This window comes from Aquimarina aggregata (genome assembly GCF_001632745.1).
In the GTDB taxonomy this organism is placed as follows: domain Bacteria; phylum Bacteroidota; class Bacteroidia; order Flavobacteriales; family Flavobacteriaceae; genus Aquimarina; species Aquimarina aggregata.
Genome location: NZ_LQRT01000035.1, coordinates 101,279 through 116,858 on the forward strand (window position 1 = coordinate 101,279; position 15,580 = coordinate 116,858).

Genomic DNA, 15,580 nt, shown 5'->3' on the forward strand with positions numbered 1-15,580 from the left:
CTATTATTGTTCTAGAATAATTTCTTTATTACCAACCCCTCAACGCTAGCCTCTCACTAAAATCATCTTCAGGATGATTTCTTAACCTGCCAACCCCTCAACGCTGGCCTCTCACTAAAATCATCCTCAGGATGATTTCTTAACCTGCCAACCCCTCAACGCTGGCCTCTCACTAAAATCATCCTCAGGATGATTTCTTAACGTTCGATCCTATTCTGCGTTATCAAGAAATTCTTTAAATTTCTCGGTCCACTTTTCTAGAATATTTTTTCTTGGTTTAAGATCAACTCTAGGTGTCGTATTTTCTTCTACAACTGTTTCCTCTGTCGCTGTTTCGACAGGTTCTTTTATTTGTACATTTTCTACCACCTCATTTTTAGCGGTCTTTTTTTGTTTCTGAATGTACACGAGGCTATCCATTACTAGTCCAACTGCTGTAGCATACATCGGACTTGTAGTTTCTGAATCACTATTACCGGCAAGATGCTCATTAGGGTATCCTATTCTGGTATCCATACCTGTAATATATTCTGCTAATTGCTTAAGATGTTTTAATTGAGATCCACCTCCTGTTAAAACCACACCTGCAATTAATTTTTTCTTAGGTGACTCATGCCCGTAGTTCTTGATTTCTAAAAACACTTGTTCTATAATTTCAACTACACGTGCGTGAATTATTTTAGAAAGGTTTTTTAATGTAATCTCTTTTGGTTCTCTTCCTCTTAATCCAGGGATCGAAACAATCTCATTATCTTTATTTTCTCCAGGCCAAGCAGATCCAAATTTAATTTTCAATAACTCTGCCTGTTTCTCTATAATCGAACAACCTTCTTTAATATCCTCGGTAATTACATTTCCTCCAAATGGGATTACTGCTGTATGACGAATAATACCATCTTTAAAAATTGCTAAATCAGTTGTACCGCCACCTATATCGATAAGTGCTACACCAGCTTCTTTTTCTTCCTGACTCAATACCGCATTTGCCGAAGCCAAAGGTTCTAATGTAACATCTGATAATTCTAATCCTGAACTCTTCACACATCTACCGATATTACGGATCGAAGTTACTTGCCCAACGACAACATGAAAATTGGCTTCTAGTCGGCCCCCATACATTCCTATAGGTTCCTTTATTTCGGCTTGCCCATCTACTTTATATTCTTGAGGTAGTACATGAAGAATTTCTTCTCCTGGCAACATCACCAATTTGTGTACCTGATTGCATAACTTATCAATATCATCATCATCAATTACCGCATCAGGATTTGATCTGGTGATATAATCGCTATGTTGTAAGCTACGAATATGTTGACCTGCTATACCAACAGTTACATCTTTAATTTTTACTCCTGAAACGCTCTCTGCTTCTTGTACAGCTTGCTGAATGGATTGAATGGTTTGCGTTATATTATTAACCACACCTCGATGTACCCCTAAACTTTTGGATTTACCAACTCCAAGGACCTCCATCTTACCATATTCATTGTACTTTCCGACCATGGCAACTATCTTAGTTGTTCCTATGTCTAATCCTACCGCTATTTCATTTACTTCTCGTTCCATATTGGTATTATTTTATGGTACATACCACTTGATTACTAAATTGCAAACTGACTTGTTTATACTTTTCGAGACTTTTATCTTTTAAAGCTTTTTGGTAAAAAGCTTTAAAATTTTTAATCTTACTATTTAAATCTTCTATTCCCCCAACAATTACTCTAAAAGAGTATACGCGTAATTCTAATTCGTATTGTTTTTTCATGTTTAAATAAACACCAACAACATGCTTTTTTAAAAACTCGTCTTCCCGAATTTTTTTCAATAATGGAAAAACCTCTGTTACTTCTCGTTCCGAAACATTATGCACTAAAGGCACATGTGCCGAATAACTTTCGGACAGTGGCATCGTATTTCCTGTTACATCTACATAAAAAGGAGTGACCGCATTAACTCTTGCAATCGGAGTGCGTTGTTTAATTTTAGCCCTAAGTTCCCCATTTACAGTCAAGTACACGTCAGAATACTCAATCATCTCATGTGCGTCTAACTTTTTCTCTACAGTATTCAAAACTAAAATTTCTTTTCCCACGTTTGTCACCTTCTCCGGATTTTGTATTAACAATTTATTAACCGTGAGTTCATTTACATAAGGATCTTGTTCTTCTACGAATTCGATTAGAACTTCATTAATCTTTCGTTCCTTATTTCTTTTACTTGTAAAAGCAAAAAGAATAATGACCAAAACAATAAGGCTACAATATTTTAAATATGTCAACATCTTATTCATATCATTAATGCTTCTTTTATATCATTAACTTCTTCTCCTATGTCACCGGCTCCGATAGTTAAAACTACCTGAGCATCACTTTTTCTAATTTCATCAATTAATTTTTCTTTTGTTACTAATTTTTTATGATCTATAGTTATCATATCTAATAACCATTTTGATGTAATTCCTGAAATAGGCAGTTCTCTTGCCGGATAAATATCCAAAAGCAACACATGATCAAACTGACTTAGACTTGAAGCAAAGTCTTTAGCAAAGTCCCTTGTTCTACTATATAAATGTGGTTGAAAAACTGCCACAACCTTTTTATTAGGATGCATTTCTCTGACTGCCTGATGTAATGCATTAATCTCTGTTGGGTGATGTGCATAATCATCTACATATACCAATTGATCTGTTTTGATCTGATAGGTAAAACGTCTTTTAACTCCTTTAAAAGTAAATAAAGCCTTTGCTAGGGATGTGGTCGGGGAGCCGAATAGCATCGCTATAGCAAAGGCTGTAATAGCATTTAACAAGTTGTGTTTACCTGGCAGGTTTAAATGCAAGTCATTGATATATTGATCTGGTGTTTTTAGATCAAAAATATAGGTGCCATTATCTATTCTTATATTTTGAGCACTATAATCAGAATTATCTTCGATACCATATGTGATACCGTTAATCGGAAGTCCATTACATATTAAAAGATGATCTTTTGCTCTGGATGCAAATTCTCGAAAAGAGTTTTCAAGTGCATTAGCTTCTTCATAAATATCCAAGTGATCAGCATCCATAGAGGTTACTGCTGCAATATCAGGATACAATTGTAAAAATGATCTATCAAATTCATCGGCCTCAACTACCACAACATCATTACCTTCTAAAATAAGATTAGAATTATAATTTTCACTTATTCCCCCAAGAAAAGCAGTTACTTTTGCACCACTCTCTTTAAGTAAATGCCCTAAAATTGCTGTTGTTGTTGTTTTTCCATGGGTTCCCGCAACAGCTAAAGTATATACTCCTTTAGTGATTATTCCTAAAACCTCGGCGCGCTTTTTTATCAAAAACCCATTACTTTGAACATACATTAGTTCTGTATGATCTTTTGGTATTGCAGGAGTATATATAATTAATGTATTTTCTGTATCAAGAAATATTTCTGGTATCTCGTCTACACTATCATTAAAATGAATATCGATCCCTAATTCGCTTAAATCAGTGGTTATTTGAGTTGATGTCTTATCATAACCAGCTACATTCTTACCAAGAAATTTAAAATATCGAGCAAGCGCACTCATACCGATACCTCCTATACCAATAAAATAAATATTCTTTATGTTCTCTAACCCTTTACTCATTTATACTTTTTACACCTTAGTGCGTTTACTTTTTTAATATTTCTTCGATTTCATCAACAATATCTGAAGTTGCATTTGGCAATGCCAACGTCTTAATTTTTCCCGAAAGCTCTTCTTGTATCGTTTTAGACACTAAAATTTCTGATAGTACATCCTGAAACTGTTCATCTAGCTCACTTTCTTTTAGCATCCTTGCTCCACCTTGATCAACGATAGCTTTTGCATTTTTAGTTTGATGATCTTCTGCCACATTAGGAGAAGGAATAAACAATACTGGTTTTCCTACAATGCACAATTCTGAAACAGAACTTGCTCCAGCTCTAGAAATAATAACATCTGCAGCAGCATATGCTAAATCCATTGTGTCCAAAAATTGATGTACTTGGATTTGATTTTGACTGTTGTACTTTTTGTATTCTTCGAAATACAGTTTACCACATTGCCACAATACCTGTACATCATTTTTTTGAAAAAAATCTAATTCTTTTTCGATAAGTTGATTTACTCTTCTAGCTCCAAGACTACCACCCAAAACTAAAATTGTTTTCTTTTGAGCATCAAGATTATATTTTAGCAATCCTTCTTCTTTTTTCCCTTCTATTGTTAGCAAATCCTGACGCACGGGATTACCCGTTTTTACAATCTTGTCTTCAGGGAAAAATCTATTCATGTTATCATAAGCAACGCATATTTTATCAGCTCCTTTTGACAACCATTTATTTGTAATTCCTGGAAAAGAGTTTTGCTCTTGGATAAGTGTTGGTATACTTTTAGCATTTGCTACTTTTAATAACGGTCCACTAGCAAACCCACCTGTACCAATAACCACATCTGGTTTAAATTTCTTGATCACTCTTTTTGACTTCCATAAACTGCTTAATAGCTTAATCGGAAACAACAAGTTGCTCAGTGTTAGTTTTCTTTGAATACCACTAATCCATAGTCCAATAATTTCATATCCTGCTTGCGGTACTTTTTGCATCTCCATACGATCCTTAGCACCCACAAATAAAATAGAAACCTCAGGGTATCTACTACTTAACTCATTTGCAATAGCAATCGCAGGATAGATATGTCCTCCTGTTCCTCCGCCGGATAATATGACTTTTAGTTTACTCATATATTTCTTGCAAAACCTCTAATGGATTTTCTTCTTTCTCTTTTTCTTGTTCTTCTTTTACCGCCGCCACATCTCTTTTACTACTCACACTTAAAACAATCCCAATAGCAAGACATGTCATCCAAATGGATGTACCCCCACTACTTATAAGCGGAAGTGTTTGTCCTGTAACAGGAAATAACTCTACTGCTACAGCCATATTAATTAATGCTTGAAACACTATGGGTAGACCAACTCCCATAACTAATAATTTGCCAAAAATATCTGTACTCTTATGCGCTACAATAACTAGCCTAAACAATAACAACAGATACAGCAACATTAAAAAAACACCTCCTACAAAACCCCATTCTTCGATAATGATTGCATATATAAAATCTGATGATGATTGCGGTAAAAAATTTCTTTGAACACTTTTTCCTGGTCCAGTACCAATAACTCCTCCTCTTGCTATTGCTATTTTTGCTCTTTCTATCTGATAATCTTCTTGAGTATCCTTATTATCAGTGAAATTTTCTATCCTGCTTACCCAAGTATCAACTCTATTTGGGAACATTCCTGGAAATGCTTTTGCAAAAAGAACAAAGAAAACCAATACAATAAAACCTGTACCTAGGATCACTGAAATATACTTTAGTGGATATCCACCAAGAAAAACTAACATTATTACAGTTGAAAATATGATCGCAGCAGTTGAAAAGTTTGCGGGTAAGATCAACATTAAAATTAAAAATACGGGTAACCACAACGGAAGCAATGTCTCTTTAAACGATACTGCTTCATTTTTAATTTTTGAAAGATATCTTGCCACATATGCCATTAATACCACCGCTGCCAGCGTTGATGTTTGAAATGTTACGCCTACAAATGGTACTCGAATCCATCTACTTGCATTTGCTCCACCAATAGTTGTGTTTTGAGCCATCGTGATTAATAATAATATTAAAACGACAGGAATCATAATAATAGAAAGGCCTTTGAAATAATGATGTGGAATTTTATGAACCCCATACATAATCAAAAAACCTAGCACAAGGTGTGCAAAATGCTTTATTAAAAAAATGAAAGTATCTCCGTCGCCATAGAGATATGCCAAATTACTACTAGCACTATACACAGGTAAAAAAGAGAATAATGCCAACAAGGCAGCTACTGCCCAGATCACTCTATCACCTTTTATATTTGCTAATATTTTAGTCATCTCTATAGTTAAGTATTACTTATTACATTCTTTATTTTATAGCTCCCTAACTGCTTCTTTAAACTGTCTTCCTCTTTCCTCATAGTTTTTAAACAAATCAAAACTTGCACAGGCTGGAGACAACAATACACTCTCATTTCTTTCTGCTATTTTGTACGCCATATTTACGGCCTCTTTCATAGATTGCGTTTCTACAATATTGTCTACACAATTACCAAAAGCATTAATAATTTTAGAATTATCAACACCTAAACAAATAATTGCTTTTACTTTTTCATTAACCAAAGGAAACAACTCTGTATAATCATTCCCTTTATCTACACCTCCAACGATCCATACGGTGGCCGATTTCATAGCATCTAAAGCATAAAATGTCGCATTAACATTTGTTGCTTTGGAATCATTAATGTATTGCACATTGTTTATTTTTAGCACACTCTCTAACCTATGCTCTACACCATGAAAGTTTTCTAAACATTCACGGATTGTTGTTTTTCTAATCTTAAGTAATTGTGATACTGTGGCTGCGGCCATAGCATTCTTTACATTGTGATTTCCTTTTAATGATAAATCTGTTGTTGGCATAATGATTTCGTTGTTGTCTATTATTATTTTTATATTATTATCTTCTAAATATGCTCCGTTTTCTATTTTTTTTGTCAGCGAAAAAGGAAGTAATCTTGATCGAATAGGGTTTTTCTTTATATACTGAGTGATCACCTCATCATCTGCATCATAAATAAAATAATCATCCTCATTCTGATTCATTACTATTCTAAATTTTGATGCGATATAATTCTCAAACTTGTAATCATATCGATCCAAATGATCAGGGGTGATATTGGTTAAAATAGCAATATGAGGAACAAAATCTTTTATTCCATCTAGCTGAAAACTACTAAGCTCTAACACATAATATGGCGCATCATTTTCTGCTACTTGTTTAGCAAAACTATCTCCGATATTTCCTGCCATATTCACATTCAATCCTCCTTGTTTAAGTATGTGATGTGTAAGCATTGTTGTTGTAGTCTTACCATTACTACCTGTAATACCAATGAACATAGCAGACGTATGGTTTGCCGCAAACTCAATTTCTGAGATTACTGGGATTTCTCTTTCTCGCAGACGTTTTACTAATGCTACGGTGTCAGGAATACCCGGGCTCTTCATTACTACATCAGCCTCTAAAACTTTAGCTTCTGTATGCTTTTGTTCTTCCCATTCGATTTCAAAATTTCTAAGAACTTCTTTATATTTCTCTGTGATCACTCCCTTATCGGAAACGAACACATCAAATCCTTCTTTTTTACCTAAAATAGCAGTTCCAACACCACTCTCTCCACCTCCCAGAACTACTAGTTTTTTCATAATTACCTAACTTTAAGAGTAATTACGGCTATTATTGCCATAAAAATCCCTACAATCCAGAATCTTGCAACAATTTTACTTTCGTGTATTCCCTTTTTTTGATAATGATGATGCAAAGGAGACATTAAAAACACTCTTCTTCCCTCTCCATACTTTTTCCTTGTATACTTAAACCAGCTTACCTGAATCATTACTGATAGTGTTTCGATAAAAAAGATTCCACAAAGGATCGGTATCAAAAATTCTTTACGAATAGCTATGGCAATTACGGCTATAATTCCACCAATTGTAAGACTACCGGTATCTCCCATAAATACTTGAGCTGGGTAGGTATTGTACCATAAAAAACCTACCAAAGCACCTGCAAATGCGGCAATAAAAATTGTCATCTCACCCGAGTTTGGTATATACATCACATTTAGATAATCAGAGAAAATAATATTACCCGATACCCAAGCAAACAATGCTAATGTCAATACTATAATCGCAGACGAACCTGCCGCTAATCCATCAATCCCATCTGTAAGATTCGCTCCGTTAGACACTGCAGTTACTATAAAAATGACTATTGGTATAAAAACTAACCATGAATATTTTGCCATCTCTGGGCTAATCCAAGTAATCAAACTAGAGTATTCGAATTCGTTATTTTTAAAGAAAGGTATAGTTGTCTTTGTTGATTTAATTGCTGGGTTAAAGTCAGATACTTTTTCTCCTTCTACGGCACTAAGTTGTTCGACTTCTGATTTTACTTTCTCTTCTTTAATTGTTATATCACTATGAAAGTACATTGTACATCCCACAATGAGTCCAAGTCCTACTTGACCAATAATTTTAAACCTTCCTGCTAAACCTTCTTTATCTTTTTTCTTAATTTTTAAATAGTCGTCTGTAAAACCAATAACCCCCATCCATAAGGTTGTAATGATTAATAGAATTACATAAATATTATCAAGCTTAGCTACAAATAAAACAGGCACTAATGTTGCCAAAATAATAATAATCCCACCCATCGTTGGGGTACCCGCTTTTTCGGCCTGACCTTGTAAACCAAGTTCTCTAATACTTTCCCCCATCTGTTTTTGCCTTAAAAAGCCAATAATGCGCTTACCATAAATTGTAGAAATTAACAATGACAGTATGATTGCAATCGCGGCTCTAAAAGTGATAAATTGAAATAGTGTCGCCCCGGGGAACTGGTATTCACTTTCCAAATATTCAAACAGATAGTATAACATAGGTTGCTTTGTTACCTTTAACATGCAATTGGATGCATCTTAAAAGATTTATTTATTTAGTTTTTTTAATTCTTGTTTTACAATTTCGAAATCATTAAAATCAATACGATTTCCGTTAATTTCTTGATACGTTTCATGACCTTTACCTCCTATAAGAATGATATCATCTCTTTCAGCCAATTGGCAAGCAGTTTTAATAGCCTGTTTTCTATCGGTAATAGACAGTGTTTTCTTATAATCTTGAGGTTCTATACCTTTCTCAATATCTTCTATTATTTGAGCTGGATCCTCTGTTCTTGGGTTATCACTAGTAAAAATTACTTTATTACTTAATCGAGCCGCTATATTTCCCATAACAGGACGTTTCATTTTATCTCTATCCCCACCACACCCTATAACAGTAATTAAATTTTCATTATTAGTTCTTATATCATTTATTGTTTCCAAAACATTTTTAAGAGCATCTGGGGTATGGGCATAATCTACAATTGCAGTAATCTTTTCTTCTGAGATTAGGTATTGAAATCTTCCACTTACACTTCTTAAGTCACTTAATAACTGGAGTATTTCTAATGTTTCTAGACCCAATAATTCTGCAGTACCAAAAATCGCCAATAGATTATACGCATTAAAACTTCCTATCAACTTAGCCCATACTTCATTATCATTTAATTTCAACAACAAACCTTCTAGGCTATTTTCTAAAATTTGTCCTCTATAATCTGCATATGATTTTAGCGCATAGCTATATTGTTTGGCTTTTGTATTCTGCAGCATAAATGCTCCGTTCTTATCATCTTTATTTACCAAAGCAAATGCACTTGACAACAAACCATCAAAGAACATTTTTTTAACATCTCTATATTCCTTAAATGTATTATGATAGTCTAAGTGATCGTGTGATAAATTGGTAAAAATACCTCCCGCAAAAGTTAGTCCTTCGGTACGTTTTTGATGAATGCCATGAGAACTTACTTCCATAAAACAATACTCTACCCCAGCTTCATTCATCTCTTTTAGATAATAATTAATCATCAATGAATCTGGTGTTGTATGCGTAGCTTTGTATTCTTTGGTATCCACCAGTATATTAACTGTAGAAAGCAATCCTACTTTAAAACCTGCTTTTTTAAACAATTGATACAACAAAGTTGCGATGGTAGTTTTACCATTAGTACCTGTAACGCCCACCAATTTTAAGTTTACAGAAGGTGACCCATAGTAGTTTGATGCCATAATCGCCAAGGCTGTATTAGAATCTTCTACTTCTATATACGTTACTTCTTCTATTCTATTTAAAGGTATTTTTTCACAAACAATAGCTTTTGCTCCAAGATCAATCGCTTTTTCTATAAACTTATGACCATCAGATACCGAACCACGAATAGCAACAAACACATCTTCCTGTTTAACCTTTCTAGAATCAAACTCAACCTTATTAATATTTACAGTAGTATTACCCACCACAACATTAATAGCAACCTTATATAATATGTCTTTTAATTCGATCACGATAATTCTAATCTTACTGTTTGATTGGTTTTTACTTTAACACCTGGTTCTATAGACTGTTTTTCTACTCGCCCTGATCCTTTTAGCTCTACTTTTAACCCCATATTTTCTAAAAGAGAAATCACATCCATTGCTGGCATTCCTTTTACGTTAGGCATAATAGTTTTATACTTTTGAGCATTTTGGTAATATTTATCATAACTATTTACTACCGAGTTACTCTCTACAACCGCATACGACACTTCATCTATCACCGGTATATCGTTATATATTTTTGTAGCGATAGTTTTAAAAACCGGAGCTGCAACTTCACTACCATAATATCCTTTTTTCTTATTTGGTTTATGGATTACTACAATACATGAATAAATAGGCTTATCCGACGGAAAATACCCAGCAAAAGAGGATATATATTCTCTCTCCTTATCTTTACCATAATTACCCCAGCAGGTACCTGTTTTTCCGGCAATACCAAAACTTTCAGTATAAATATTATCAGCAGTACCTCTTTTGACCACATTTTTCATCATTTCCTGAGCTATTCTTGCTGTTTTCTTTGAACAGATTGTTGGGTTTAAAATCTCTTTATCAAATCGTTCTCTGGTCTTATCCCAGGTTTTTACTTCTTTAATGAATCTTGGCTTTACCATTTCGCCATCATTTGCTATTGCGTTATAAAAAGCTAAGGTTTGTAATGGCGTAATTGCCACACCATATCCATGAGCCATCCAGGGTAAGGTTGTACCATACCAATCATCATCACCTGGATATGGAATTTTAGGTTTACCTTCTCCTTTAATGGATAACTCTAAGGTTTCCCCCAATCCCATATTAATTAATCGGTCTACGAATTTTCTAGGATTATCTTTATAGTGTTCATCGATCATTTTTGCAAAAGCAGTATTCGAAGAAATTTCGAAAGCTTTTGCCGCAGATATCTTTCCGTACCCTCCCCAGCGAGAATCTTTAACTACTCTATCATAAAACTTTACACGGCCATTCTCTGTATCAATAACATAACTAGAATCGATCACCCTATCTTCTAAGGCCGCCACCATTGTCATTAATTTAAAAGTAGATCCAGGCTCATGAGATTCTCCTACCGCATAATTTAACTTTTCATAATATTTACCAGCTTTTGTTCGACCTAGATTAGAAATTGCTTTGATTTCCCCTGTTTTTGTCTCCATAACAACAACAGTCCCATGTTCTGCCTCAAACCTCTCTAGTTGACCCAATAACGCATGATGTGCAATATCCTGAACATTTACATCTATAGTTGAAACAACATCATATCCATCTCTTGGCTCTACTTCATTAGCATCTCCTATTGGTTTCCATTGATTTTTTGCTATTTTTTGTTTTTTACGTTTCCCTTCTTTTCCTCTTAAAAAAGGTCCATAAGCACCTTCTAGACCTACTCTTGTATAGTATCCATTTTCATCTCTTCTCTCATACCCAACCGTTCGCTCGGCAATTTTACCTATCGGATGTTCTCTAACTGTATTTTGCTCGACAATAAAACCTCCTCGATTTGCGCCTAACTCAAATAATGGAAACTCTTTAACTCGCATATATTGAGAATACCCAAGATTTCTTCGAATCAAGAGGTATCGATTTTTATTTGCTCTAGCTGTTCTAATTATTTTGTCATAATATGAAATAGGCTTTCCAAATTCTTTGGATAACGCCTCGCAAAGTGGCTTAACATACTCTCTAAAATCCTTATCAGTTACGGTAAGCGCATCAAATCTTATATTATATTTAGGGACAGAGGTAGCTAGCAAATTACCTTTGCTGTCATATAGGTTTCCTCTATTAGCCGGTATATCAAATGTTTTAAAAACTCGTTCCTGAGCTTTTTTACGATACATATCGCCTTCAACAAACTGAATATTCACTAATTTCACCAAAACGGCAATGGCAAAAATGAACATACAGACTGCTATAAAATACAACCGGTTTAATATGTTTTTTTCTTTTGTAGCCAAGAGCTTAGTTTTTTACAATTATTTTTTGCGGTGGTGTAGTAGGACGTTTTAATCCTTCTTGAGTCATCTTTTTTATTATAGAAGACTCCATTTTAAGTCTCATCAATTCTGTTTTACCATCAACAAATTGTGTTCGCAACTCTCTTACTTCATCATTTAAATGCGCTATTTCATGAACTTTACTTTCTGCATTGTGTGAACTGGCAATCATTACTATTGCCAAAAAAGACAAAAACAGTAGCATTCTCCAGTTTTTCATCGCATCATCTGCAATAAGAAACTTACCTTTTAATATGTCATAAACAGTTTGTTTCATCCCAAAAACCCACTCTATTTATTAAATCAATTTATCTTTTCAATTTTTTCAGCTATTCTAAGCTTAGCGCTTCTAGCTCTATTATTCTCTTTAATCTCTTCTTCAGTTGGAACAATTAATTTTCCTACTTTTTTAAAAGGAACAGACATGTTACCATAAAGATCTTTTTCAGGCTCTCCTTCAAACATTCCATTTCTAATAAACCTTTTAACCAATCTATCCTCTAAAGAGTGATATGATATCATACTAATTCTTCCTCCCACATCTAAAAGACTTAATGTTTGCTCTAAAAACTCCTTGAGCACTTCTATCTCTTGATTTACTTCAATACGTATCGCCTGGTATATCTGAGCTAAAATTTTATGCTCTTTGTGTCTAGGCAAGAAAGGTTTCAATACCTCTTTCAACTCTACACTTGTTTTTATACCGTTTTCTTTTCTTGCTCCTACTATTGTTCTTGCTAATTTGGGAGCATTTCTTAGCTCACCATATTCAAAAAACATTTTTCTTAAATCCGCCTCATCATATTCATTAATTACATTGTATGCTGACAGGTTCTTATTTTGATTCATTCTCATATCAAGATCAGCCTCAAACCTTGTAGAAAACCCACGTTCTGCTACATCAAACTGATGTGATGAAACTCCAAAATCACCTAGAATACCATCTACTTTTTTCACACCATGAAATCGAAGAAATCTTTTTACGAATCTGAAATTTTCATTTATAAGTGTAAATCGATCATCATCAATAGTGTTATCCAAAGCATCTTGATCTTGATCAAAGGCAAACAATTTACCTTCTGGACCAAGTCTTTTTAAGATTTCTTTAGAATGCCCACCACCACCAAATGTTACATCTACATAGATTCCATCTGGTTTAATAGCAAGTCCATCTACGGTTTCTTTTAGTAAAACTGGATTATGATATTCGGTTTCTTTCATCTATTACATTCTTATAGCTTAACCAATCAAGTACATCTTATTTTTCAAGAAGCATACTGCTTAGTCAATACTTATGTCATCATCAAATCCCATTACCTCTTCGGCTAAATCAGCGAAATCAACAGCTACATCATCTATTACTTTTTCATATTGATCTTTATCCCAGACTTCAATAATATTAACAGCAGAAGACAACACTAGTTCTTTTGTAATACCTGCAAAACCAACAAGGTCTTTAGGAATTAAAAGACGACCGGCAGCATCAATTTCAACAATTTTAACACCCGCAGTAAACCTTCGGATAAAATCATTATTTTTTTTCTTAAAGCGGTTTAGCTTATTTATTTTTTGCATCATTTGGTTCCACTCAGCCATTGGATATAACTCTAAACAAGGCTGAAAAACCGACCTTTTTAACACAAATCCATCTTGTAGCACAGGCGAAAGCTGCTTTTTGAAAGCAACAGGCATCATAAGACGTCCCTTAGCGTCTGCCTTACATTCGTATGTACCAATTAGATGCACCACTTTGTTTCCCTAAACGTTTAATTAGCCAAATATATTGAAAAATTTACCACTTTTTACCACAATTTACCACATTGTTAATAAGTTATACTTAAAACGAGTCAATATTTAGCTTTTAAAACTTTAATATTTTGTCTGTCAGTACACTTACAGAAGTGCAAGAAAACAATAGGCTATACTCATTTTGGATAGAAATTGAACATCAAAAAAAGGATTAAAAAAAATCATTCTGTAGTATTCATAAAAAATCTTAAAACTAATTATGAAAATGCTATATTTGCTTTTAGTTCTTGTAAGAGGTATTTAATGAATCACGAATTAAAAAAAGACGGAAAATTTAGTTATCTAGACATAGGAGAAGGGTCGCCGCTAATCATTTTACATGGTTTAATGGGTGGTTTAAGCAACTTTGAGGGCGTTAGTTCCTACTTTCCTGTAGAAGGTTATAAAGTATTAATTCCTGAACTTCCTGTCTATACTTTACCATTGTTAAAAACCAAGGTAAGCACCTATGCTAAATACCTTAAAGATTTTATAGATCATTTAGGATATGGAGACAAGGAAGTGATTCTTTTGGGTAATTCACTTGGGGGACATATTGCATTGCTATGTACAAAAATGTATCCTGAAAAAGTAAAAGGACTTGTAATTACTGGAAGTTCTGGATTATATGAAAGCGCAATGGGCGAAAGTTATCCTAAAAGAGGGGATTATGAATACATTAGAGCTAAAGCTGAAAGTGTGTTTTATGACCCTGCAATTGCCACAAAAGAAATTGTAGATGAAGTTTATTCAACCGTTAACGACCGTAATAAATTAATTCGAACTCTTGCTATTGCAAAAAGTGCTATCCGGCATAATATGGCAAAAGATTTACCAAAAATGAATACGCCTACCTGCATTATATGGGGTAAAAATGATACTGTTACGCCACCAGAAGTAGCCGATGATTTTAACAGATTGCTTCCTGATTCTGATTTATATTGGATAGACAAATGTGGTCATGCAGCAATGATGGAACATCCGGACGAATTCAACAAAATACTGCACAGTTGGTTAGTGCAACGCAATTTCTAAATCATAATAAATTTTACTATGAAAATTAGTAGCGCTGAATTTGTAATGAGTAACAGCGACGTAGCTAAATGTCCAAAAGACAAGCTGCCAGAATACGCCTTTATTGGCAGGTCAAATGTTGGTAAATCATCATTAATCAACATGTTAACAGATCGCAAAAGCTTAGCAAAAACGTCAGGAAAACCTGGTAAAACTCAGTTAATCAATCACTTTATCATTAACAAAAACTGGTTTTTAGTAGATTTACCTGGATATGGATATGCCAAAGTATCTAAATCTGCAAAAAGAGTATTTCAAAAATTCATAACTGCTTACTTTTCAAAACGCACACAACTAGTTAGTGCATTTGTGCTTGTTGATTGCCGACATGAACCTCAAAAAATAGACCTTGAATTCATGCAATGGCTTGGAGAAAATCAAATTCCTTTTTCTATTATTTTCACTAAAGCCGATAAACTTACTAAAACCAAGTTACCTATCCAGATAGATGTTTATATTAAAGAAATGCTGAATTACTGGGAAGAAATGCCGAATTATTTTATTACCTCTTCGTCTTCTGGTTTAGGTAAAGACGACGTTTTAAATTATATTAACGAAATTAACCAACAACTAAAGAATTCTTAACCCATGTTTAGGCATCGATAATTAACCA

Annotated in this window: 14 protein-coding genes; 2 read left to right on the plus strand and 12 right to left on the minus strand. The window is 34.0% G+C overall.

The annotated features are described in order from the left end of the window. Positions 1 to 210: 210 nt before the first annotated feature. The 12 genes from ftsA to mraZ are packed head-to-tail and all read right to left on the minus strand — an operon-like array spanning position 211 to position 13,854. Positions 211 to 1,566: a cell division protein FtsA gene (gene ftsA / locus AWE51_RS18740; RefSeq protein ID WP_066316677.1), complete on the minus strand. Its 1,356-nt coding sequence runs from the start codon at positions 1,564 to 1,566 to the stop codon at positions 211 to 213. A gap of 7 nt (positions 1,567 to 1,573) precedes the next feature. Further along, positions 1,574 to 2,290, minus strand: coding sequence for a cell division protein FtsQ/DivIB (locus tag AWE51_RS18745; protein WP_066316680.1), 717 nt, complete (start codon positions 2,288 to 2,290; stop codon positions 1,574 to 1,576). Next, on the minus strand, positions 2,287 to 3,633 hold the full coding sequence (gene murC, locus AWE51_RS18750; RefSeq protein WP_066316683.1) for a UDP-N-acetylmuramate--L-alanine ligase: 1,347 nt from the start codon (positions 3,631 to 3,633) through the stop codon (positions 2,287 to 2,289). Before murC ends, AWE51_RS18745 begins: the two co-directional genes overlap by 4 nt. A gap of 25 nt (positions 3,634 to 3,658) precedes the next feature. Beyond that, a complete protein-coding gene (gene murG, locus AWE51_RS18755; protein ID WP_066316686.1) occupies positions 3,659 to 4,753 on the minus strand; it encodes an undecaprenyldiphospho-muramoylpentapeptide beta-N-acetylglucosaminyltransferase in 1,095 nt (364 codons plus the stop codon). Then, positions 4,746 to 5,954 carry an FtsW/RodA/SpoVE family cell cycle protein gene (locus AWE51_RS18760; protein WP_066316690.1) on the minus strand — a complete coding sequence of 403 codons (1,209 nt, stop codon included), beginning with the start codon at positions 5,952 to 5,954 and terminating at the stop codon, positions 4,746 to 4,748. The genes murG and AWE51_RS18760 overlap by 8 nt, the downstream gene beginning before the upstream one ends. 36 nt (positions 5,955 to 5,990) lie before the next feature. Then, positions 5,991 to 7,325, minus strand: coding sequence for a UDP-N-acetylmuramoyl-L-alanine--D-glutamate ligase (murD, locus tag AWE51_RS18765; protein WP_066316696.1), 1,335 nt, complete (start codon positions 7,323 to 7,325; stop codon positions 5,991 to 5,993). Positions 7,326 to 7,327: 2 nt separating this feature from the next. After that, entirely contained in the window at positions 7,328 to 8,563 is a 1,236-nt protein-coding gene (gene mraY, locus AWE51_RS18770) for a phospho-N-acetylmuramoyl-pentapeptide-transferase (protein ID WP_066317786.1), read from the minus strand. A gap of 48 nt (positions 8,564 to 8,611) precedes the next feature. Further along, on the minus strand, positions 8,612 to 10,075 hold the full coding sequence (locus AWE51_RS18775; protein ID WP_066316697.1) for a UDP-N-acetylmuramoyl-L-alanyl-D-glutamate--2,6-diaminopimelate ligase: 1,464 nt from the start codon (positions 10,073 to 10,075) through the stop codon (positions 8,612 to 8,614). Continuing rightward, the gene (locus AWE51_RS18780) at positions 10,072 to 12,012 is read right to left on the minus strand and encodes a penicillin-binding protein (protein ID WP_232517414.1); all 1,941 of its coding nucleotides are present in this window, start codon (positions 12,010 to 12,012) and stop codon (positions 10,072 to 10,074) included. The genes AWE51_RS18775 and AWE51_RS18780 overlap by 4 nt, the downstream gene beginning before the upstream one ends. A 58-nt stretch (positions 12,013 to 12,070) precedes the next feature. Continuing rightward, positions 12,071 to 12,382 (minus strand): FtsL-like putative cell division protein, encoded by a 312-nt coding sequence (locus AWE51_RS18785; RefSeq protein WP_066316709.1) that lies wholly within the window; start codon positions 12,380 to 12,382, stop codon positions 12,071 to 12,073. A 26-nt stretch (positions 12,383 to 12,408) separates the two neighbouring features. Beyond that, positions 12,409 to 13,326, minus strand: coding sequence for a 16S rRNA (cytosine(1402)-N(4))-methyltransferase RsmH (rsmH, locus tag AWE51_RS18790; RefSeq protein ID WP_066316712.1), 918 nt, complete (start codon positions 13,324 to 13,326; stop codon positions 12,409 to 12,411). A 60-nt stretch (positions 13,327 to 13,386) separates the two neighbouring features. Continuing rightward, positions 13,387 to 13,854, minus strand: a complete 468-nt coding sequence (mraZ, locus tag AWE51_RS18795; protein ID WP_066316715.1) for a division/cell wall cluster transcriptional repressor MraZ — start codon at positions 13,852 to 13,854, stop codon at positions 13,387 to 13,389. 303 nt (positions 13,855 to 14,157) lie between these two features. Between mraZ and AWE51_RS18800 the strand changes: the two genes are divergently transcribed. Beyond that, positions 14,158 to 14,928 (plus strand): alpha/beta fold hydrolase, encoded by a 771-nt coding sequence (locus tag AWE51_RS18800; protein ID WP_066317787.1) that lies wholly within the window; start codon positions 14,158 to 14,160, stop codon positions 14,926 to 14,928. Positions 14,929 to 14,946: 18 nt separating this feature from the next. After that, on the plus strand, positions 14,947 to 15,552 hold the full coding sequence (yihA, locus tag AWE51_RS18805) for a ribosome biogenesis GTP-binding protein YihA/YsxC (RefSeq protein WP_066316716.1): 606 nt from the start codon (positions 14,947 to 14,949) through the stop codon (positions 15,550 to 15,552). The last annotated feature ends 28 nt before the right edge of the window (positions 15,553 to 15,580 follow it).